Origin of the sequence: Brevibacterium sp. UCMA 11752 (assembly GCF_021532235.1) — a bacterium.
Lineage (GTDB): Bacteria > Actinomycetota > Actinomycetes > Actinomycetales > Brevibacteriaceae > Brevibacterium > Brevibacterium antiquum.
On record NZ_JACBOS010000003.1, the window covers coordinates 4,005,278 to 4,026,361 of the forward strand.

The window sequence follows — 21,084 nt, forward strand, 5'->3', positions numbered from 1 at the left end:
CGCCATGGGCCGAGTTCAGTGAGCCGGCGACGACGCTGTCGCCGGCTCGGTTCGTGGTGGTGTCTACTTCTTCCCGGAGAGCTGCTCGACGACGGTGAAGAGACCCGAGTGGTCGAGTCCCCCATTGCCCTGCTGGACGGTCGAGGCGACGAGCTGCGCGACGGCCGATCCGAGTGGGATCGCGACGCCTGCCTCGCGGGCTGCAGCGGTGACGATGCCCATGTCCTTGTGGTGCAGGGCGAGTCGGAACCCGGGGTCGAAGGAGCGGTCGAGCATCTTCTGCCCCTTCTGCTCGAGAACCTTCGATCCGGCCAGTCCCCCGCCGAGGACCTGCAGCGCCGAGGTGGTCTCGACTCCGTAGGCCTCGAGGAAGACGACAGCCTCGGCGAGGAGTTCGATGTTTCCGGCGACGATGAGCTGGTTCGCGGCCTTCACGGTCTGGCCCGAGCCCGAGGGCCCAACGAGGACGACGGTCTTGCCGACCGCGTCGAAGACATCGGCCACTGCATCGAAGTCAGCCTGAGCGCCGCCGACCATGATCGACAGTGCGCCGTTGATCGCCCCTGCCTCGCCACCGGAGACAGGTGCATCGAGGGGTTTGAGACCCTTCTCCGCTGCCTGAGCGGAGAGGCTCTTGGCGACATCGGGACGGATGGTCGAGTTGTCGATCCAGTACGCGCCGGCCTCGGCATGGGCGAGGATTCCGTCCTCGCCGGTCAACACGTCTTCGACGTCTGGGGAGTCCGGGACCATGGTGATGATGACATCGGCACCGTCGACCGCCTCGGCGATGGTGCCTGCGGCCTGGCCGCCCGCTTTCGCGAGTTCAGCGGCCTTCTCGGGTGAGCGGTTGTAGCCGCGGACGGTGAAGCCGGCACTGACGAGGTTCTTGGCCATCGGCAGGCCCATGATTCCGAGTCCGATGAATGCGATTGTCTTGCTCATGTTCGTGTCCTATCTCGTGCAGAGTGCTGGAAGTGGAGGCAGATTCAGTTCGCGAGCCATTCGAATGCTGTGGCGCGGTCCTGCTTGTATTCGAGGGCGATGGAGCCGGTGTAGCCGAGTTCGTAGGAACGGTTGATCCAGTCCTGCAAGGGCAGCTCACCCGTGCCTGGTGCTCCGCGGCCGGCGGCGTCGGCGATCTGGATGTGTCCGAACTTCGCGGCGTCGGCTTCGATGACTGCGGCCACATCGTCGCCGTTGATCGACATGTGGAAGAAGTCGGCGAGGACGGCGATGTTGGCAACGCCCTGAGCACGGACCCGCTGGACCACCGCGGCGGCGTCTGAGGCGCGCTTGAGCGGGTAGCCATCTGCTCCGGAGACGGGCTCGACGAGGACTGTTCCCTCGATGGCGGCCACGGCGTCGGCCGCGAGCTTGAGGTTCTCGAGTCCGACCTCGTCCTGCTCCTCGGGAGTCTGGCCTTCGGTGCGCAGACCGTAGAGGGCGTTGAAGGCTCGGCAGCCTGTGCGGCGGCCGATCTCGACGACGATTTCGACGTTGGCCGCGAAGTCGGCCTCTGCGCCCTTGATCGAGACCATGCCCCGGTCGCCGGCGGCCATGTTCCCGGCCCAGAAGTTCAGGCCCTTGAGTTCGACTCCGGCCTTGTCGAGTGAGGCGATGAACTCATCGACCTCCGCCGAGGTGGGCCTCGGGTTGCCGTCGAAGGGCCACCAGAACTCGACCTGGCTGAAACCGGCGTCCTTGGCCGCCTGGGCTCGCTCCATCACGGGCAGCTCGGTGAGCAGGGTGGAGCAGTTGAGGATGTAGCTGTCGGCATTGGTGAAATCGAATGTCGTCAAGGGATTCTCCTTCGCGTCGCTGCGAGTGCGGATTCATTGTTTTCCGTATTGTGGAAATTCATTTCCGTGTGATGAAATCAAGCATAGGCAGGCAAGTGAGATGGAGTCAACCCTCCGACGCAGGCAAGTCAGAGATCCTCGGAATCAGAACACCACTGAAGACTTGCCACGAGCGCCGAAACCAGCTACCCGAATCGCCTATTTGACTTCCCAGAAAAAGAGGCAGAACGTAGTGGAGATCACATTTTATGGAAAAGCGAATCCACGATACGGAAGAGTAATGAGGCTTACTCCGGAAGGTTGAGATATGACCGAGAATTCGACGACGAAGTCCCTCCCGCCCGGGTCCAAGCGACCCGAAGACGCGTGGCTCCCTGTGCCCAAGCTCTTCGCCTACGGGCTCCAGCATGTCCTCACCATGTACGGCGGCATCATCGCGGTGCCCCTCATCATCGGCAAGGCAGCCGGTGTCGACGGCGATCAGCTGGTCGCTCTGGTCACCGCCAGCCTCTTCGTCGGCGGCATCGCCACGCTGATCCAGAGCATCGGGGTCCCCCTGGTCGGGTCCAAGCTGCCGCTCATCCAGGGAGTCTCCTTTGCCGGTGTCGCGACGATGCTCGCCATTCTCACCGGCGGCGGCAGGCTCAGCGACATCTTCGGCGCGGTCATCGTCGCCAGCGTCATCGGCTTCGTCGTGGCCCCTTTCTTCGCGCGGATCATCCGCTTCTTCCCACCCGTGGTCACCGGGGTGGTCATCACGGCCATCGGACTCACGCTCATCCCGACAGCAGCCGATTGGGCCATGGGCGGCGATGAGGCCGCAACGGACTACGGTTCCGTGCAGAACATCGCCCTGGCCTTCATCACCTTCGCCGTCATCCTGCTGCTGAGCAAGGTCGGCTCGGCCGCCATCTCTCGGCTGTCGATCCTGCTCGGCCTCATCATCGGCACGGGCATCGGTGCCGCCATGGGCATGACTGACTTCTCCGAGGTCGGGCACGGCGCTCCCGTGGCGATCCCAGGGCTGCTGCCCTTCGGCGCACCGACCTTCGACCTCGCGGCGATCGGGTCGATGCTCATCGTCATCCTCGTCATCAAGACCGAGACCGCGGCCGATGTGCTGGCCGTCGGAGAGATCATCGGCACCCCGGTCGACAAGAAGCGGGTCGCGGCCGGTCTGCGCGCTGACATGGCCTCCTCGGTCATCGCGCCCTTCTTCGGCTCCTTCACCCAGTCGGCCTTCGCACAGAACGTGGGCCTCGTGGCGCTGACCGGAGTCCGCTCCCGCTTCGTCGTCTCCGCAGGCGGCGTCATCCTCATCCTCCTGGGGCTCATGCCCGTGCTCGGTCAGGTCGTCGCCGCGGTGCCGATGCCCGTCCTCGGCGGCGCCGGCTTCATCCTCTTCGGAACCGTCTCGGGATCAGGCATACGCAACCTCAAAGAGGTGAAGTTCGACGGCAACATGAACCTCATCATCGTCTCCGCATCCCTCGCCTTCGCCCTCGTCCCCGTGGTCAAGCCCGACTTCTACGAGCACTTCCCGTCCTGGGTGCAGACGATCTTCCACTCGGGAATCTCCTCGGCCGCGATCATGGCAGTGCTGCTGAACCTCCTGTTCAACGAGCTGCGCTTCGGAAATTCGACCAACCCTTCCGTCTACGCCGCGAAACCGGCACGCTTCCTCACACCCTCGAACCTCAAGGATCTGCGCGAGGGCGATCAGTTCATCGACGGAGTCTTCGTCGACTGCGACGGCGAGGAGATCCCCCTCGTACCCGATGAGCGGGCAGAGGAGATCCAGGCCGCAATCGACTGCGGGGACATCGTCGACACCGCCGAAGTGAAGCAGCTCGCGCACCGCCGTTCCTGACGGTGCCTCGTCCCCTGACGTCGGCTCAGCCCTTGACGAGCTGACCGTCGACCCACACCTGAGCGATGTCGGCCGGAGTCCCCATGGCGAAGATCTTCGCCAAGGCATCGTCATCGCTGCTGGCGTGCTCAAGCCCCACGGCCAAGGGCTCGCCAGCGCTCGGCCGGATATAGGCGGCGTCGAAGCGCTTGCCCACGGACAGGTCCCCGACCTGATCTGACAGCTCCAGGGCCTCGGCGCCGGCGGCCGTTGCCAGGTGCAGCAGGTGTGCCGAACTCAGCGGCAGTCCGCCGGACGGGTCCAGCTGCTGCATGAAGTAGGCCTGGACGCCCTCCTTGAGCAGGGAGAAGCCCGTGCCCGCTCCCACATCGGAGCCGAGTGCCACACGGACCCCGGCTTCGATGTGTCGGCGCAGCGGGAAGAAGCCGCTGGCCAGATTCGAGTTCGATGTCGGGCAGTGCGCCGAGGCGGCCCCCACTTCTGCCATCCGTGCCAGTTCGCGATCGCTCGGGTGGACGTTGTGGGCCAGGACCGTCTGCCGGCCCAGCAGTCCTGCCCGATCGTAGGTGTCGAGGTAGTCGAGCGCTTCGGGGAACATCTCGGCGACACCGGCGATCTCGTCGCGGTTCTCGTTGAGGTGAGAAGTCACCCAGATGCCCGGGTTGTCCGCCACCAGCCGGCCGCCGGCAGCCAACAGCTCCTGACCCGCCGAGAAGGAGAAGCGCGGGGTCACCGCATACCGGAGATGACCCTTCCCATGCCAGCGATCGATGAGGTCCTGGCTCTCGGACACGGATCTCTCCACGCTCGTCAGCAGCGGTTCTGGGAGCATCTTGTCACTCGTGACCAGTCCCGATGTGATCCGCAGACCCACCTCGGCGGCCTGGGTGAAGAAGGTGTCCATCGCGGTGGCGAAGTGCGAACCGAAGACCATCGCCGAGGTGGTCCCCGCCGAGGTCAGCCCGGTGAGGAACTCGCCGGCCACGGCTGCGGCATAGGCCTCGTCACCGAGTTTCTCCTCTTCGGGCAGGGCACAGTGGTCGAGCCACTCGAGCAGCGGCTTGCCGAGGTAGCCGATGGCGCGGACCTGCGGGTAGTGGACGTGGGTGTCGATGAGGCCGGGGATGAGGACGCCGGCACGGAGGTCGACCACCTCGGCGTCGGGATGGTCCGCGACCGCACTCTCATAGTCGGTGCGGGCGATGATCAGTCCGTCATCGACGACGAGAGCGACGTCCGAGTCGGAGCGCAGGGCGCCCCCGGCGAAGGGGCTGGTCGGTGTGTCGAAGACACGGGCGCGGCAGATGAACATAGTGGTGCTCCTTGAAAGCTGAGAGAGTCGAAGTGGTTCAGCCCATGCGGCCCAGCAGGTCGGCGGCGACGCTGAGAGCGATCGTCGCCGGCTGCTTGCCGGGCAGGTCGGGCAGGCCGATGGGGCAGTCGATGGTGTCGACGACCTCGGGCGTGTGGCCTTCGGCGATGAGGTTCTTCCGAAACCGCTGCCATTTGGCGCTCGAGCCGATGAGCCCGATGGAGCCGAGGTCACCGCGGGTCAGTGCCGCATCGCAGAGGTGAAGATCCTCGGCGTGGTCGTGGGTCATGATGAGCACATGGGTGCCCGCGGGCAGCCCGACGAGCACCTCTTCGCCGACGACGGCGAACTCGCGATGGATCTGGGCCACAGGCGGTTCCAATCGGTCGAGCTCCTCGAGGTGCTCGGGACGGGAATCGCTGACGTGGACGTCGATGTCGTGGCGGGCCAGGATACGGGTCAGTTCGAGTCCGATGTTGCCGATCCCGAAGATCGCCACTGCGGCGGGCACGGGCAGCGGTTCGAGCAGAACGCTGACCTCTCCCCCGCAGCATTGGCGTCCGTATTTGGCCGGTGCCTTGTCGTTGAGCCGCAGCGTGAGCATCTCGGGTTCGGCCCGGGTCGTCTCCGTCCCGGACGCGAGGATCTCGCGGGCCCGGGTGACGGCCGTCATCTCCAGATTGCCGCCGCCGATGGTCCCATGCAGGTCATCGGCAGTGACGATCAGCTTCGCTCCGGCCTCACGTGGGGCGTGCCCGCGAACCGAGGCGAGAGTGACGAGGACGGCCGGCACCCGAGAATTCCGAAGCTCGGCCGCTGTGTCCATCCACGTCATGATGGGACACTGAGGCCTTCGGCTGCCGTCGGTGCCGGAACCGTCATGGCTGGTGAGCGCACCGATTCGATGGCCCAGAACACGGCTTCGGGTGTCGCCGGTGACGCGAGCTCGACCGACGGCCCCAGGCCCCCATGGGCACCGAACGCGGCCACGGCATCCCGCAGGGCCTCCCGGACCGAGAAGGCGAGCATGAGCGGGGGTTCGCCCACAGCTTTGGAACCGTAGACGGCGCCCTCTTCGTGTGCCTTGTCCAGCAGCGAGACGTTGAAGACCTCCGGGGCCTCGGAGAAGCTGGGGATCTTGTACGTGCTCGCAGCCTGGGTCGCCAGGCGACCGCGGCTGGGCTTGTCCGATTCGTCCCACCGCAGGTCCTCCAGGGTCAGCCATCCGGCGCCCTGGACGAATCCGCCCTCGATCTGGCCGAGGTCGATCAGCGGTGAGAGCGAATCGCCGACGTCATGGACGATGTCGACGCGACGCAGTGTGTAGGAGCCGTCGAAGCGGTTGACCTCGACCTCGCTCGCCGCAACACCGTAGGCGAAGTATTTGAAGGGTTCGCCGGTCATGATCGACAGGTCCCAGTGCAGTCCCTCGGTCCGGTAGAACCCTGAGGCCGAGAGCTGGATCCGCTGGAAGTAGGCGGCGTTGATGAGCTCTTCCCAGGTGATGGTCTTCTTCGATGACAGCGCGCTGACGATGCCGCGGGTGACGCTGACCTCGTGGGCGGGTGCGCCGAGGATCCCGGCGGCCACCTGTGTCAGCCGGCCCAGAATCTGTTCGCAGGCGTCCTTGACCGCACCACCGTTGAGGTCGGTGCCGGAGCTCGCCGCCGTCGCCGAGGTGTTGGGGACCTTATCCGTGCGCGTGGGCGCAAGCCGCACCGTGGACAGAGGAACACCCAAGGTCGTGGCCGCGACCTGCAGCATCTTCATGTGCAGGCCCTGGCCCATCTCGGTGCCGCCGTGGGTGACGAGGACGGACCCGTCCTTGTACACGAGCACGAGGGCCCCGCCCTGGTTGAAGGCCGTGAGGTTGAACGAGATCCCGAACTTCACCGGTGTCAGCGCGATCGCGCGTTTGACGTTCTCGCTGCCCGCGTTGAACTGCTCGATCTCGGCTTCCCTGGCCTCCACCTCGGCGGTGGACACGACCTGGTCCCAGGCCGCCTCCATCCTCTCGGGATGACGCACGGGCTGGTAGTACGGTGTGTCCTGGCCGGCGGTGTAGAAGTTGCGGCGGCGCAGCTCACGGGCTGTCAGGCCCAGCTTCGGGGCGACCCGGCCGAGGATGTCCTCCATCACCAGCATGCCCTGGGGCCCGCCGAACCCGCGGAAGGCGGTCTGCGAGGTCTTGTTGCACTTCGCAATGCGACCAGCCACACGGATATTGGGCACCCAGTAGGCGTTGTCGATGTGGCACATGGCCCTGGTCAGCACGGGCTCGGACAGGTCGAGGCTCCACCCGCCGTCGGCGGTCAGCGTGGCGTCGAGGGCAAGGATCTTGCCCTCGGCGGTGAAGCCGATCTTCCAGGACGAGTGGAAGCCGTGGCGCTTGCCGGTCATCGTGATGTCCAGCGTCCGGTTGAGCCGCAGGCGCACCGGGCGACCGGTGAGCTTCGCACCGAGGGCCGCAAGAGCCGCGTACCCGTGGGGCTGCATCTCCTTGCCGCCGAAGCCGCCGCCCATGCGCAGGCACTGCACGGTCACCTCGTGGGCGGGGACCCCGAGGACGTGGGAGACGATGTCCTGCGTCTCCGTGGGATGCTGCGTCGAGCACTGGACGAAGATCTGCCCGCTCTCGTCGATCTGAGCCAGCGAGGCCTGGGTCTCCAGGTAGAAGTGCTCCTGGCCGGCGAACTCGAATTCGCCTTCGAACACGTGCGCGGCATCGGCGAAGGCTCCGGTGGCGTCGCCCTTGTCGATGACGGGCTGGATGCCGTGGAAGCTTTCCGCCTCGATCGCATCCCTGACGCTGACCAGAGAGGGCAGCGGTTCGTAGTCGACGGCCACGGCTGCCGCCCCGGCCTTCGCCGCTTCGAGATCGTTGCCCAGGACCCAGACGATGGGCTGGCCGAAGAACATGACCTCGTCGACGGGCAGCATCGGCTCGTCGTGTTTGACGCCCTGGTCGTTGACGCCGGGAATGTCTGCTGCCGTGATCACGCGGACGACTCCGGGCACCTCGTAGGCGGGTCCGATGTCGACGGAATTCAGCTTGGCGTGTGCCTGAGTGGACTGCACCGGGTAGGCGTGGAGGACTCCGGCGAGGCGTCCCACGAGGTCATCGGTGTAGAGGGCCGCTCCGGTGACGTGACCGAAGGCGCTTTCGTGGTGGTGGCTCTCACCGACGATGGGATCGGTGGGGCGCTGTGAGAGCTGGCTCATCGTCCTGCCTCCTGTTCGGCATAGAAACGTTCCAACGAGGACCGCAGCATCGCGGTCCGGTACTTCGCACTCGCCCGGTGATCATCCATCGGGGTGCCCTCGGCGGCGAGGGTCTCTGCGGCGCCGTGCACGGTCTCAAGCGTCCAGGCCGAACCTTCCAGCAGAGCCTCGGTGGCGTCGGCGCGCAGCGGTGTGGCCGCGACTCCGCCCAGTCCGATCCGGGCCTTGGCCACGACCCCGTCCTCGACACTCACGGCGTAGCCGATCGCGACCGAGGAGATGTCGTCGAAGCGGCGCTTCGCGATCTTCTGAAACGAGGTCATGGGTGCCAAGGGCAGCGGGATGCGGATCGCGGTGATGAGTTCCCCGGCAGCACGGACGGTCTGCCGGTATCCGGTGAAGTAGTCGGCCAGGTCCACGACCCGTGCCCCCTGCACCGAGGTGAGCACGAGCTGTGCTTCGAGGGCCAGGAGTGCCGGTGGGGCGTCGCCGATGGGTGAGCCCGTGCCGAGGTTTCCGCCGATGGTGGCGGCGTTGCGGATGAGTCGGGAGGCGAACTGCGGGATGAGTTTGCCCAGCAGCGGGATCGAGCCGGCGAGTTCGCGTTCGAGTTCGCTCAGGGTGTGAGCCGCACCGAGTTCGATGTAGTCCTCGGTCCGGCGGATACCGCGCAGTTCGGGCAGACGATCGATGGCGAGCATTGATTTGGCGCGTGCTCCCTTGATGTTGACCTCAACGCCCCAGTCGGTGGCGCCGGCGACGACGAGAGCCTCGGGTTCGGCGGCCAGGATGTCGAGAGCCTCGGCGAGGGTGGACGGGCGACGGTAGCGTCCTTGTTCACCCGTGGCCGTATCGGCTCGGTGGATATCGGTGCTCGCCGAGGTGGGTGCCGGCTTCTGCCGACGCTGTGCGATCGTGTCGCCAGCTTCTGGCTGGCCGAGAGCGTAGGCGGCATCGCGGATGGGGCGGTAGCCGGTGCAGCGGCAGAGGTTGCCGGACAGGGAGTGGATGTCGAAGCCGTTGGGGCCGCAGTGGTGGTCGGCGGCGATGGCGTCCTCGGCACGTTCTGGCCGGTAGTATTCGGCGGCCATGGAGCAGATGAAGCCGGGGGTGCAGTATCCGCATTGGGATCCGCCGCGCACGGCCATCTCTTCCTGGACGGGGTGGACGGACTCAGCGTCGGCGAGGCCTTCGGCCGTGATGACTTCCTGGCCGTCGAGTGCCGCGGCCGGCAGCAGGCACGAGTTGACCGAGGTCCAACGGGTCGTCCCATCGGCGTCGGGGCGGGCGACCATGATCGCGCAGGCCCCGCATTCGCCTTCGGCGCAGCCTTCCTTGGCTGCTGTGAGACCGGCTCCGCGGAGAAAGTCCAAAGCATTTGTGTGTGGTGGCCCGTCGAATTCGTGAACGGTCGAGTTCACTGAAACCTGGGCGGTGGAACGTTGAGTTGCCGGGGCAGACATCGCACTTACCTCCTGCGCCTCATCTATGCGGCGCGCAGTGCATGGTTGGAACAATTGCTTCGTTCTTCGAGCTTCTGGTTATCCATGCGAACAGCAGCGAAGAACGTGGTGTCGCGGCTCGGGTGTCACACCCGCTGTGCCGACGACGCAATCGTCCTCAGCACCCGTGTGCGATCTGACCTTTCGACCAGGCTGTGATCTCCGACATAAACGTCATCCTCCCAAGATAGCTGAAATCGGCCCGCGAACGAAGTACAGCACGAATCCTGCGGACACGACCCAAAGGAGCCAGTGAACGTCCCGGCCGCGTTTGCTCATCGCGTGGATGAGGGCCCACGAGATGAATCCGACGCCGATTCCGTTGGCGATCGAATAGGTCAACGGCATCGTGACCATGGTCAGGAACACCGGCAGCGAGGTGCGGAAGTCGCTCATGTCGATCTCGCGGATCTGCGTGACCATCATGGCGCCCACGACGACGAGCGCGGCGGCTCCGGCTTCCATCGGGATGACGCCGATGAGCGGTGCGAAGAACATCGACACCAGGAACAGCGCACCCGTGATGCAGGCGGCGAGTCCAGTTCGAGCACCTTCGGCGATACCTGCCGCTGCGTCGACGAACACGGTGTTCGACGAGGCGGAGGCTCCACCACCGGCAACTGCGCCGATGCCCTCGACGATGAATGCACCGCGGATACGGGGGAACATTCCGTCTTTGGTCTGCAGCCCTGCGCTGCGGGCGAGGCCGGTCATGGTGCCCATGGCGTCGAAGAAGTTCGTGAACACCAGGGTGAAGACGAGCATCGTGGCAGCGAGGACGCCGATGCGCTCGAAGGACCCGAACAGGTCGAAGGCTCCGATGAGCGAGAAGTCGGGCAATGCGACGACCTGACTGGGAATCTCGGGGGCGGCCAGGTTCCAGCCCACCGGGTCCGGATTGACCGGGTCGCCCACGGTTCCCAACTTCGCGAAGGCCTGGATGACCATCGCGACGATTGTGGCCACGATGATGCCGATGAGTATTCCGCCCGGAACCTGACGTGCGACGAGAATGCCGATGAGGATCAGAGCGAAGACGAACACCAGCGTCGGCAGCGATGCAATCGACCCGTCCTGTCCCAGCTGGACGGGAGGTCCGGCCGGGGTGCGGGTGACGAAGCCGGAGTTGACGAACCCGATGAACGCGATGAACAGGCCGATTCCGACCGTGATCGCGACCTTCAGGGCGTGGGGCACGGCGTTGAAGATCGCGGTTCGGATGCCGGTGGCTCCGAGGACGACGATGATGACACCGTTGATGACCACGAGCCCCATGGCTTCGGCCCAGGTGACTTCCTGGACCACGGAGACGGCCAGGAAGCTGTTCATGCCCAGCCCTGCGGCGAGTGCGAAGGGGAGCTTCGCGACGACGCCGAAGAGGATCGTGATGACGCCGGCGACGAGGCCGGTGACAGCAGTCAGTTGGGCGAAGTCGAGCGCCCCGCCCGCGACGTCCTGGGAACCGCCCAGGATGAGCGGGTTGAGGACGACGATGTAGGCCATCGCAAAGAAGGCGACGATGCCGCCGCGGATCTCCTGTTTGACCGAGGATCCGCGTGATGTGATTTCGAAGAATCTGTCGAGCAGACCGGGACTCCCGCTGCTGTTGTCAGCGGTCTTCGTGTCCCGCTGTTGGTCGTTGTCAGCCATTTTCATGGACCACCTCAAGTTGTTCGATTTGATCAGTCGGCAACATCATCGTCGGCGACCATGCGCCTTGAACATGCGCAGAGAAACGGACACTAGCTTCCACAACAGAAATTTCTTTTCACATCATGGAAAGACACTTCCGTTCCGACTGACCAGTTAAGTCTGTTTTGCATAATGTGTCAACGATCACACTCTGATTACGCTGCTGACCATGGCCAAGTCGTCCGCCTCGACCACACGCAATCATCGCAAACCACACACTTGCCCCCCGCCATCGGGGTGGCGGTCCGCGGCTCACGACCGCAGTCGGCGCAGAGGGAAGGAATGAGGGTCATCGCTCGTCTTCGAGCACAGAAAAACCTGAGCCGTGACACCGTCTCCCAACGATGTCACGGCTCAGGCAAAACGCGGTGGCGGTGGGATTTGAACCCACGGTAGGGGGTTACCCTACACAACATTTCGAGTGTTGCACCTTCGGCCGCTCGGACACGCCACCGCGGACAACATTACAGTCAGCCCCAGGCGGCGTCCAAATCGAGCGGGCGTGACCTGAGCCACTGTGCCGACTCACTCCCTCGGCGTGCTTCGGCCACCGGGATTCACCCGTTTCGCGGCGAAGAAATCACTGAGCAGACCCCGGCACTTCGTCGCTGCAACTCCGGAGTAGACCTCTGGATGATGCAGCGCGGCGCGGTCTCGCAGCAGATCCCAGACAGACCCGGCCGCACCGGCCTTCTCATCGAAGGCACCATAGACGACTCGCGCAATCCGGGACCCGACGACAGCACCTGCACACATCGCACAGGGCTCGAGGGTGACGACAAGGGTAGCGTCGTCGAGGCGCCATCGTCCGGTCGCCTCGGCGGCATTGCGCAGTGCCATGAGCTCGGCATGTCCGAGCGGATCCTGATCGACTTCGCGTCTGTTGTGACCGCGCCCGATCACCGCACCATCAGCGCTCAGCACCACGGCCCCGACGGGAACGTCGTCATGCGCACTCGCCAGCGCCGCCTCGGCGAGGGCGAGTGCCATCCAATCCTGGAAGTGTGCGTGGGCGCCGAAGCCGAGATCCGCACTCTCCCCTGGGGAAGCCTCCTCCGGTGAGCTCAGCGGGCGGCCTGGAGCTGATCGGCGAATCCCACGGTCTCACCGACATGGGCAACGACGCGGGCAGGGTCCGAGCGGTACTTCTCCACCTGCTCGATGAGGTCGGCGGGCAGGACTCCGCGGTCGGCGTAGATCTCGGCATCTCCGCCCCATTCGGCGTCGATGTCGAACTCGAGCATCGCAACCTCTTCATCCTCGTCGTCGTCATCGGTCTCGGCGACCGCATCTTCTTCGAGACCGAATTCTTCCTCCGGCTCGGCCTCATAGGCATCGGGCTGCGAATCGAGGAAGTCGGCGAATATATCCGCGAAGGGGCTGAGCTCGACGGCACGCAGGTCAGACAGGAAGACTTTGATCTCGTTGTTCTCGCAGACTCGCACGAGGCCGAACCATTCGTCCTCGTGCTCGATGACTGCGACCGATTCGCCGTCTTCCGAGCCGGCCGCCTGCATCATCTCAACCAGGCTGTCGAGATCTGAGGCATCCCGGACATCGACATCGAGCGCACGAAAACCATCGCTAGTTTCGGCAAGGATCTCAGTGAAGTAGGACATGGTCCCATTGTGACTCCTCGGTCGACCATTGACCACAGTTCCACGCGCGAAGATGAAAAGTTCCGTACCATTTCTCTTATGCGCCTACATGTAGCCGATCACCCGCTCATCGCCCACAAACTCAGCGTCCTACGTGACCAGAGCACGGATTCTGCTCGCTTCCGTCAGCTCACCGAGGAGCTCGTCATGCTCCTCGCATACGAGGCCACCCGCTCGGTTGCGGTCGAGGACAAGGAGATCACGACACCCGTCACGACGTTCACCGGCACCCGCCTGGCGGAACCGCGCCCGGTCGTCGTTCCGATCCTGCGCGCGGGTCTGGGCATGCTCGATGGCATGCTGCGCATCCTCCCCACCGCCGAGGTCGGCTTCCTGGGGATGGTCCGCGATGAGGAGACATTTGAGCCCAGCGCCTACGCAGATCGTCTGCCCGATGACCTCAGCGGTCGGCAGATCTTCGTCGTCGATCCGATGCTTGCCACGGGTGGGACCTTGGCCATGGCCATCGATTTCCTCCTCGCCCGGGGCGCCAGGGACGTCACGGCGGTCTGCCTCGTCAGTGCTCCAGAGGGAGTCGCGCGCATCGAGAAGGACTACGCGCAGTCGGCGAATGTCGAGATCTACACGGCGGCGCTTGACGAGAAGCTCAACGAGAAGGGCTACATCGTCCCCGGGCTCGGCGATGCCGGTGACCGAATGTACGGAATCGTCGACTGACCGAGGCTGGATGACGCCGGGTGACGAAGAATTCGGCGTCATATTTCGTCACACTCGTCTCATTTTCGGGCTTTCCTTTGCAACCAGCGAGTTTTGTGACAAATAATGAAGTCATGACTTCTTCGACGCACCCGACGCGAATGTGCCCCGCAGGCATGCGTATGCTCTGCGTTCGTTGTCGGTGATCGCCTCTCCGCTGTCCGGCTTCGAACGAGTACACGCAGACTCCGCAGCGGACTCATTCAGTCACAACGGCCTGACAGGTCGAAGCAAAGGACAGCCATGTCGAATCCAGAACCAGCGTACGCACATCCACGCAGCGCAGCTGCCATCCGTCGCGCAGGAGCCCGGTTGAGTGCCGTAGACCCGCAGAACCCGCCCCACACCTTCGGCCCCGCCGGCGTCGTGCCCTCGCCGAAGGCGGCGCGTGGAATCATCGTCTACGTCGGTCTTGATGAGTCCAAGGCGGCTGCCGATGGGACCAACCTCTCCGCGATCGCCGGGGAGCTGCAGGCTTACGCAAAGGAGCTGGCTTCCCAGGCCGAGACCCAGGCGGTCATCGCTCTGGCCCCGGAAGGTCGCGGCAACGACATCGATGCCGTTCGTGCCGTGGCCAACGGCTCCCCCGCCGCCACCGGCACCCCAGCTGGATCACACGGCCCGGTCCGCTCGCGCATTCCCAACCGGATCCATCCACCGGCCCTGCGCCGCGAGTCCGAGCAGGGAATCGGCGAAGCTGCCCCCACAGGCGGCTTCGGATCCCGATTCGATGGGAACTTCCAGAGCAGAACCGCCGAGCGCCTGCGCATCGACATCCCCCGCCGCGAGGTGCGCATCGACGGCGATCTCATCGATGTCACCACCAAGGAATTCGACCTCCTGGCGACACTTGTCTCTCATGCCGATTCCACTCTCCCCCGTGAAGATCTCATCACTGCCGTCTGGTCGGGTGGCGAAGTCCCTGATGAGAGGACTGTTGACGTGCACATCCGACGCCTGCGCCGGCGTCTGGGAGAGTACTCTTCGGTGATTCGGACGATGAGAGGCTCCGGCTACCGCTATGACACTCACCCCGATGTCACGGTCTGGTCCGCCACCGCCCACCGGTGAATGATTTCTATTCTTGGGCGAAAAAGTGAGCCACGTCGCATGGCTCGCCCAGCATGAGGACAGACTCAGCGGTTAAGATTCTTAATCGATGAACGAGGAATATTCTCAACCCAGGAAAACGCATAGCCCAGCCAAGGGGATCACCGCGCTGATCTTCGGCATCGCCTATGCCGCATTTCTCCTGCTCCACCACCTGCTGCCGACCAGGATGGGTATTGCGCTGCTCATCGAGAGCATTCTGCCGTGGACGGGAATCTTCCTGGCCTTGGTCCTGCTCATGTTCCTCATCCGCTTCTCGCTGCTCTCAGCAATCGGCTTCCTGGTGCCGACAGTGGTCTGGGCCTCGATGTTCGGCTCTGCGGTGATTCCGGCGAGCGACAAAGGCGACCCGGATGTCACCGTCGCCACGCACAATGTGGGTGCCAGGTTGTCCGAGCCCACCGCAGCGGCGAAGAGTCTCGTATCCGCTGACCCCGACATCGTCACGATTCAGGAGCTCGAGTCCCTGTCGGGCAAGATTATCCACAAGGAACTCGATTCCTCGTTCCAGCATTCGCAGGTCGTCGACACGATCGGCGTGTGGTCGAAATGGCCGATGTCCGCACCCGAAGAGGTAGACCTGGGACTGCAGTGGCCTCGTGCCTTCGCCACCACAGTCTCCACGGACCACGGCGACATCAGGTTCTACTCCGTACACATGCCTTCGGTGCGACCTGGTCACGAAGCCATGCGCAATGCCGCAATCCGCAGGTTGGCCACAGAGGTCGAAACCGATGAAGCCGAGCGTGTCATCGTGGCCGGTGACTTCAACACCGCGACGACGGATACCAACTTCTCGACTTTGTCTCCCCCACTTGAGGATTCGCGGGTCGAGACCGGCGGCGGCTTCGGTTTCACTTGGCCTGCTCGCCTGCCCGTCACCCGGCTCGACCATGTCCTCTATCGCGGGTTCGACGCCACCTCCGACGAGGTGCTCGGCCGCGGCTCGAGTGACCACCGCGCCGTCCTCGCCGGCCTTGACGTGAAATAGTTAGTCAGCCTGACTCTCTAATAGTTCCTCAGCCGGTGCAGTGCCCTGTCGACTCCGGAGTCCGGTTCTGTGCTCCTGCTTGCAGTTCGTCGCTGATCTCCGCTCGCGTGAGGGCATACCCTGTCTCGTCATCGGTGGCGGACCTGGCGAAGACCATCCCCACCACGTCGCCGTTCGCGTCGAGCAGCGGACCTCCCGAGTTTCCTTCGCGGACGATTCCACGCAGCGAATACACCTCGCGCACCACTGAGCTCGAATCGTAGATGTCGAGGCCCCGCGCGTCGATCTTCTCCCGCACTCGCGAAGGAGAGATCGTATAGGGCCCGTTCTGAGGGAACCCGGCGACGACAGAGTCATCTCCCGGTCCCAACCCGCTGCCGAATTCGAGGGCGGGAGCATCGAGCTCGGGAACCCGCAGGACGGCCACGTCGGCCTCGGAATCGAATTCCACCACCTCGGCGGAATACGGCCTGCCCTTACCGCCAACCTGGACGGCGAGGTCAGTTGAGCCTGCAACGACGTGGGCGTTGGTGGCGATGAGTCCGTCACTGTAGACGAATCCCGAGCCCTCGGATCCTGTCGGGCAGGTGGTGGCAGTCGTCGTGACCTTGACGACGGATTCCTCCACACCACGACCGACGTCGACCATCGCTGAGTCGGGTTCTCCGACGCCGCGGATCTGCTCTGTCTGGCCCGAGAAGACTTGCGGGAAGCCTGTGGCCTCGAGACCCTGGGAGATGTCGCCCAGAGCGATCTGTGAGGAGTACGGGATCGTCTTGTCAACGGCCGCTATCACCGTGGAGTCTGCGACCCATCGGTTCGGCTCGACCCACGGTGTGGTCCGAATGAAACCTGCCGCCAGCCAGATGACGAGGACGTAGACGACGCCCGCGGTGACTGTGCCGCCGATCGAGTCGATGCCCTGCCCGAGTTCAGAGTCCATGGATCGTTTGATCCACACGCCGACCCCGTTGCCGGCGAAGGCGAACAGAACGCTGAGGACGAGCGGCATCGATGCGAGGAGGATGACGACACCGGGATTCTCCATGACCTGCGTGCCTTCGCTCAGGCGTTCGATCAGGGGTGAGAGCAGTCTGCCCACGATCCAGCCGACCACGAAGCCGGCGACGGTGGCGAGGCCGATGATGAAACCCTGGCGGAACCCGGAGAAGAGCGCAGCGATCCCCAGGACGATGATGACGACGTCGACGAGCATCACGAGACTCAGCGCACCACGCTTCCCGATGCGGCAAGAAGGCGATCGCGGGCGGAGGCGAACTTCTTCAGCTGGAAGCTCTCGATGTCACGTTCCTTCTGCCCGCCGACTCCGGCGAGGAGCCGCATGCGCGTGGTCGAGAGATCTCCGGAGGTGCGGATCATGGTGCGCATCTCTTCTTTGCCGCCGGGGAAGGAATCGGCCCAGCGCTTGCCGAATTTGCGTCCCTTCCAGGTTGCGAGCATGTCGACTTCGGAGTGAGTCATCCATCCCGTGTTCGCGTAGTCGCCGAGCATGTTCTGTGTGTGGAGTCGCTCGCTGCGCCGCAGAAGTATCCCGAGCACAATCCAGCAAGTGGTGAATATGAAGCTGAGGACGATGAGACCGATGATCGACGCGATGCCGTTGATCTGGCCCAACCCGGTCATCGTTCCGTTCCAGACGGCGTGCAGAAGCATGCCGACGAGAAGGCCGGGCAGCCACATCAGGACAGTCGCCCACCATTTCCACTTGCGGGCAGCGAAGCCGATGGTCACGCCAGCACAGGTGCAGAACACAGTGTGCAGCAGCGGTGAGCACAGGCAGCGGAGGATGAATGTTCCCAGGAGGTCCCCGCCGCTCTGTTCCCAGGCTCCGCCGAGGTAGAGGACGTTTTCGGTGAAGGCGAAGCCTGCGCCGATGAGGGCTCCGTAGACGAGTCCGTCGAGGGGACCTTCGAAGTGTCGCCGAGCGGCGAGGACGATGACGACGAGCAGCACGGTCTTCGTCGTCTCTTCGACGACCGGGGCCTCGACGACTGCTCCGTAGGCATCGGGCAGACTTCCGACGCCGGCTAAATAGAGTGCGACCTTGCCGACGATGGAGAATACTAGCGTGAGGGTGACGGCAGCGACGGCACCCCAGAGGAGACAGAGGCCGAGGATGATCTTCGGCTGCGGTTTCCATCGGTCGAGCCAGAGCACATAGGCGATGATTCCGATCAGCGGTATCGCCGACAGTGCGACCAGGGCGAAGAGCCTGAGGCCGAAGCTCAGTCCCCCCAGAAGAGCGAGAACCAACAGCCCGACGAATAGCCCGACCACAGCAAGGATGGCGATGACCAGACGAATGATGTTGGCGGTCGACCCGGGCTCCTCCTCCGGCTGGGACTGGCGCACGGCACCGGTCCACGGAGTTTCCGAGACCACCTGCTGAGGGGCCTGCATGCGTGCGCGGACCCGCATCTCCTGAGTCACGGTCGGGGCGAACCGTGCCTGTTCGTAGACGCGTCCCGGCATCGGCGGCTGGTTCATTGGGGCGCCGAGGTGGGGGCTACCTTGGGTCTGTGGCGCGGAGTTCATCCCCGGCTGGGGAATCTGCCGCGGCGGCGGCTGAGAGCCTGGCCCCTGCGAACCGGGGCCGGGCTGCTGCGGTCGCGGCCGAAACCGATCGTTGTTCGGGCGCTGTGGCGGCGGGACTTGCTGTGGCGGCGGGCCCTGCATCGGCGGTCCCTGCATCGGCGGTCCCTGGGGCGGCACTTGCCCCTGCTGCGGCATCCCTTGCTGAGGCGGCACGTTGAGGTTCCGGGGGTCGGCGACCCGAGGCGGCTGCGCGCTCGGGGGCACGGAATTGCCCGGATGCGCGTCCTGCTGCGAGTCGGGGCCGTTGCCGGGGCCCGCCTGATGCGACATATATCGTCCTTCTTGGTATGGAATTCACCGCCTCGCCAAGTTTACGGTCCAATGCTGACGTCAGACCGAAAACGGTGTTGCCGTACCGCAACAGTTGCTGACTTTCGGGGGCCACTCAAGTTCGCTCCTATGTGGACGGATCACCATTGTCGACACCACCTCGGCGAGGGAGAGGGGCCATGAAATCGTGCGCTACCCGTCCATTCTCAATGGCACCCATCGTGACCTGGAACGATGCCCATGCGGGGTCTCGTTCGCCTGTCCACACCCCCGCTGCGATCGCCGTCGACTCATGCTCGTTTTCCTGTGGACGGCGCCGGGTGAATTCACAGGCAGATTTTCTGCTCTAGTCAGGCTCGACTCGTCCGTCGTGAAATCAGGGTATGACTACTCGCAGACGCTTCACTCTCCGCTCCGCTCTCTTCTTCCTGGTCCTAGCTCTGGCTTCTCTCATCGGGCTCGGTCCGGCCATGGCCCAAGGGCCGCCCTCCTCGCTTGGGGAAGTGCCGATGCTCAAGGCCAGCGACACCTATGGTCCGGGCATTTGGCATCACGCACCGCAGGGCAAGACCTGGTACGGCTCCTACGAAACCTTCGATGACACGCAGGCCTACTGCATCGATGCCGGCAAGCAGTCGCCTCTGCCCAAGTACTTCACGACCTCGAAGGCGCAGAAGATCACCACCGCGCAGACCGCGTGGGCGCTGCACGAGTACTCCGGATCCGAATCGGCGGACGTGCAGGCGGCCCTGAGCGCATTGGCGCGCCTGGATGAGGCGATCCCGCACGATCACAAGGTTCCACCGCAGGAGCCGGGCGATCTGGGAAAGAAGTTCAAGGGTGCTGCCAAGCAGTTCTCAAAGATCAGCGCCGAGGCGAAGAAGCTCGCGGGCCCCTATACCCTCGATGTCAGCCTGACTCCCGTCGCGGCCATGCCGGTGCTTGAGCCGTACGGCAAACAGGGACCCGAGGACGGTGACTTCAAACGCGTCGATGACGAAAAGGACGACCATTTGAGACCCCAGCTCCCCACGACGGATACAGTCACGCTCTCGGTGTCCTTGACCAGTGCCTCTGGCACCGCCGTGCCGGGTATTCCCATCACTCTCGACGTCGACGGAACCGAGGACGCACCGAAATTCCTGACCAGCGGGGCGAAACCCGTTGTCACCACCCTCAGACTCAACGCTCCGGGCGCAGTCACGGCCAAGGCCTCAGCGAGTCTCGCTCCCGAGTCTGTCCTGCTCTACGAACCGCAGAAGACCAAACGGGTCCAACGCGTCATCACCCCTGACGAACCTGTCGAGGTCACTGCTCAGGCGAAGGTCGATTTGACCTCGCAGCCTCGTGTGTCCACCGACATCTCTGATCAGAGTCCACAGCCCGGCGATTCGATCACCGACAAGTTCACCGTATCCGGCCTGGTCGGAGACCATACGGTGACCGTCGAACATGAACTGTGGAAGACGGAATCGGCACCCGAGCCCGGTAAGAAGAATGACGACGCCGAGGTGATTGCAGAGGTGACGTCGAAGGACGTCGGCAACGGCACGCATCGTTCCGACGAAATCACAGTCCCGAAGGACTTCCACGGATGGATGTACTTCACCGAGACCATCGCCGGTGGCGAGTCCACCAAGGAATGGAAGGGCGCCCACGGTCAGCCGCGGGAGACAGGCTTCGTTCCCTGGACCCCGAGTGCCGAGACGGAAGCGGTACTTGAGGTCAACGCCGTCCACGACGAAGTCACGGTCAGCGGACTGCGCCCGGGCGGTGAAGCTGTGATCACGATGACGGCATATCACTCAGAGTCAGAGCCGCAGCAGTCGAAGGAAGTCAGCGGTACGGAGCTCCATTCCCAGGACATCACCGTTGTCGGAGACCAAGAGGGAAAGGCAACCGTGAGCTCAGAGGCTGTTGACATGCCGGTCGGGTGGGTCACCTATGTGACCACGATCCAGGGCACTGACGAGCACCAGAAGTGGACGAGCGACTGGGGCATCCCCGCTGAAACAGTGCACAGGACGCCCGAAGAGACTCCGACGATGCCACCCGAGGAGCCCACGACGCCACCCGCTCCGCCGGAAGCCCCGGAACCGCCAGAAGCGCCCGCTCCACCTGAAGCGCCCGCTCCACCAGAACCACCAGCCGAACCACCGGTCGAACCCGTCGCTGACAAGCCTGCAGCGCCAGCCCCACCGGCACAGCTGCCGCGGACGGGAACCACTGGCAACGGAATGCTCATCGGCGCCGGAATCTTCCTCATCGGACTCGGAGCCACGGCGCTGCTCATCACCGGCAGCCGCCGAAGCAAGGAGTAAG

16 protein-coding genes and 1 tRNA gene are annotated in these 21,084 nt (G+C 64.4%); 5 read left to right on the forward strand and 12 right to left on the reverse strand.

Going from position 1 to position 21,084, the window contains the following annotated elements:
* Positions 1–63: 63 nt before the first annotated feature.
* On the reverse strand, positions 64–945 hold the full coding sequence (locus HU144_RS18135) for a 2-hydroxy-3-oxopropionate reductase (protein WP_235352483.1): 882 nt from the start codon (positions 943–945) through the stop codon (positions 64–66).
* 44 nt (positions 946–989) lie between these two features.
* Positions 990–1,802, reverse strand: coding sequence for a hydroxypyruvate isomerase family protein (locus HU144_RS18140; RefSeq protein ID WP_235352484.1), 813 nt, complete (start codon positions 1,800–1,802; stop codon positions 990–992).
* Between the two features lie 307 nt (positions 1,803–2,109).
* On the opposite strand from HU144_RS18140, the gene HU144_RS18145 reads away from it, so the two are divergent.
* Entirely contained in the window at positions 2,110–3,672 is a 1,563-nt protein-coding gene (locus tag HU144_RS18145; protein WP_235352485.1) for a nucleobase:cation symporter-2 family protein, read from the forward strand.
* Positions 3,673–3,697: 25 nt separating this feature from the next.
* Here HU144_RS18145 and guaD read toward each other — a convergent pair whose 3' ends face one another.
* From guaD to HU144_RS18185, 8 genes are all read right to left on the reverse strand, one after another.
* Entirely contained in the window at positions 3,698–4,984 is a 1,287-nt protein-coding gene (gene guaD, locus HU144_RS18150; protein WP_235352486.1) for a guanine deaminase, read from the reverse strand.
* A gap of 37 nt (positions 4,985–5,021) precedes the next feature.
* Positions 5,022–5,819: a xanthine dehydrogenase accessory protein XdhC gene (gene xdhC, locus HU144_RS18155; protein ID WP_328284311.1), complete on the reverse strand. Its 798-nt coding sequence runs from the start codon at positions 5,817–5,819 to the stop codon at positions 5,022–5,024.
* Positions 5,816–8,206: a xanthine dehydrogenase molybdopterin binding subunit gene (gene xdhB / locus HU144_RS18160; protein WP_235352487.1), complete on the reverse strand. Its 2,391-nt coding sequence runs from the start codon at positions 8,204–8,206 to the stop codon at positions 5,816–5,818. Before xdhB ends, xdhC begins: the two co-directional genes overlap by 4 nt.
* Positions 8,203–9,669: a xanthine dehydrogenase small subunit gene (locus HU144_RS18165; protein WP_235352488.1), complete on the reverse strand. Its 1,467-nt coding sequence runs from the start codon at positions 9,667–9,669 to the stop codon at positions 8,203–8,205. Before HU144_RS18165 ends, xdhB begins: the two co-directional genes overlap by 4 nt.
* 213 nt (positions 9,670–9,882) lie before the next feature.
* Positions 9,883–11,358: an NCS2 family permease gene (locus tag HU144_RS18170; RefSeq protein WP_235352489.1), complete on the reverse strand. Its 1,476-nt coding sequence runs from the start codon at positions 11,356–11,358 to the stop codon at positions 9,883–9,885.
* A 408-nt stretch (positions 11,359–11,766) separates the two neighbouring features.
* Positions 11,767–11,854 (reverse strand) — tRNA-Ser (locus tag HU144_RS18175).
* A gap of 71 nt (positions 11,855–11,925) precedes the next feature.
* Positions 11,926–12,390, reverse strand: a complete 465-nt coding sequence (gene tadA, locus HU144_RS18180; RefSeq protein WP_235352490.1) for a tRNA adenosine(34) deaminase TadA — start codon at positions 12,388–12,390, stop codon at positions 11,926–11,928.
* 74 nt (positions 12,391–12,464) lie between these two features.
* Positions 12,465–13,019, reverse strand: a complete 555-nt coding sequence (locus HU144_RS18185; RefSeq protein ID WP_235352491.1) for a tRNA adenosine deaminase-associated protein — start codon at positions 13,017–13,019, stop codon at positions 12,465–12,467.
* A 78-nt stretch (positions 13,020–13,097) separates the two neighbouring features.
* Here HU144_RS18185 and upp point away from each other — a divergent pair, with 78 nt between their 5' ends.
* The 3 genes from upp to HU144_RS18200 all read left to right on the forward strand — a co-directional run bounded on the left by upp (position 13,098) and on the right by HU144_RS18200 (position 15,876).
* On the forward strand, positions 13,098–13,736 hold the full coding sequence (upp, locus tag HU144_RS18190; protein WP_235344937.1) for a uracil phosphoribosyltransferase: 639 nt from the start codon (positions 13,098–13,100) through the stop codon (positions 13,734–13,736).
* A gap of 282 nt (positions 13,737–14,018) precedes the next feature.
* A complete protein-coding gene (locus HU144_RS18195) occupies positions 14,019–14,846 on the forward strand; it encodes a winged helix-turn-helix transcriptional regulator (protein ID WP_235352492.1) in 828 nt (275 codons plus the stop codon).
* Positions 14,847–14,934: 88 nt separating this feature from the next.
* Positions 14,935–15,876: an endonuclease/exonuclease/phosphatase family protein gene (locus tag HU144_RS18200; RefSeq protein WP_198398036.1), complete on the forward strand. Its 942-nt coding sequence runs from the start codon at positions 14,935–14,937 to the stop codon at positions 15,874–15,876.
* A gap of 28 nt (positions 15,877–15,904) precedes the next feature.
* Here the strand turns inward: HU144_RS18200 and HU144_RS18205 are convergent, their stop codons facing one another.
* Both HU144_RS18205 and HU144_RS18210 read right to left on the reverse strand, forming a co-directional pair.
* Complete coding sequence (locus HU144_RS18205) at positions 15,905–17,092, reverse strand: MarP family serine protease (protein WP_235352733.1); 1,188 nt, start codon at positions 17,090–17,092, stop codon at positions 15,905–15,907.
* Positions 17,093–17,100: 8 nt separating this feature from the next.
* Entirely contained in the window at positions 17,101–18,762 is a 1,662-nt protein-coding gene (locus tag HU144_RS18210; RefSeq protein WP_268825976.1) for a PrsW family intramembrane metalloprotease, read from the reverse strand.
* 383 nt (positions 18,763–19,145) lie between these two features.
* Here HU144_RS18210 and HU144_RS18215 point away from each other — a divergent pair, with 383 nt between their 5' ends.
* Positions 19,146–21,083, forward strand: coding sequence for a hypothetical protein (locus HU144_RS18215; RefSeq protein ID WP_235352493.1), 1,938 nt, complete (start codon positions 19,146–19,148; stop codon positions 21,081–21,083).
* Position 21,084: the final 1 nt, after the last annotated feature.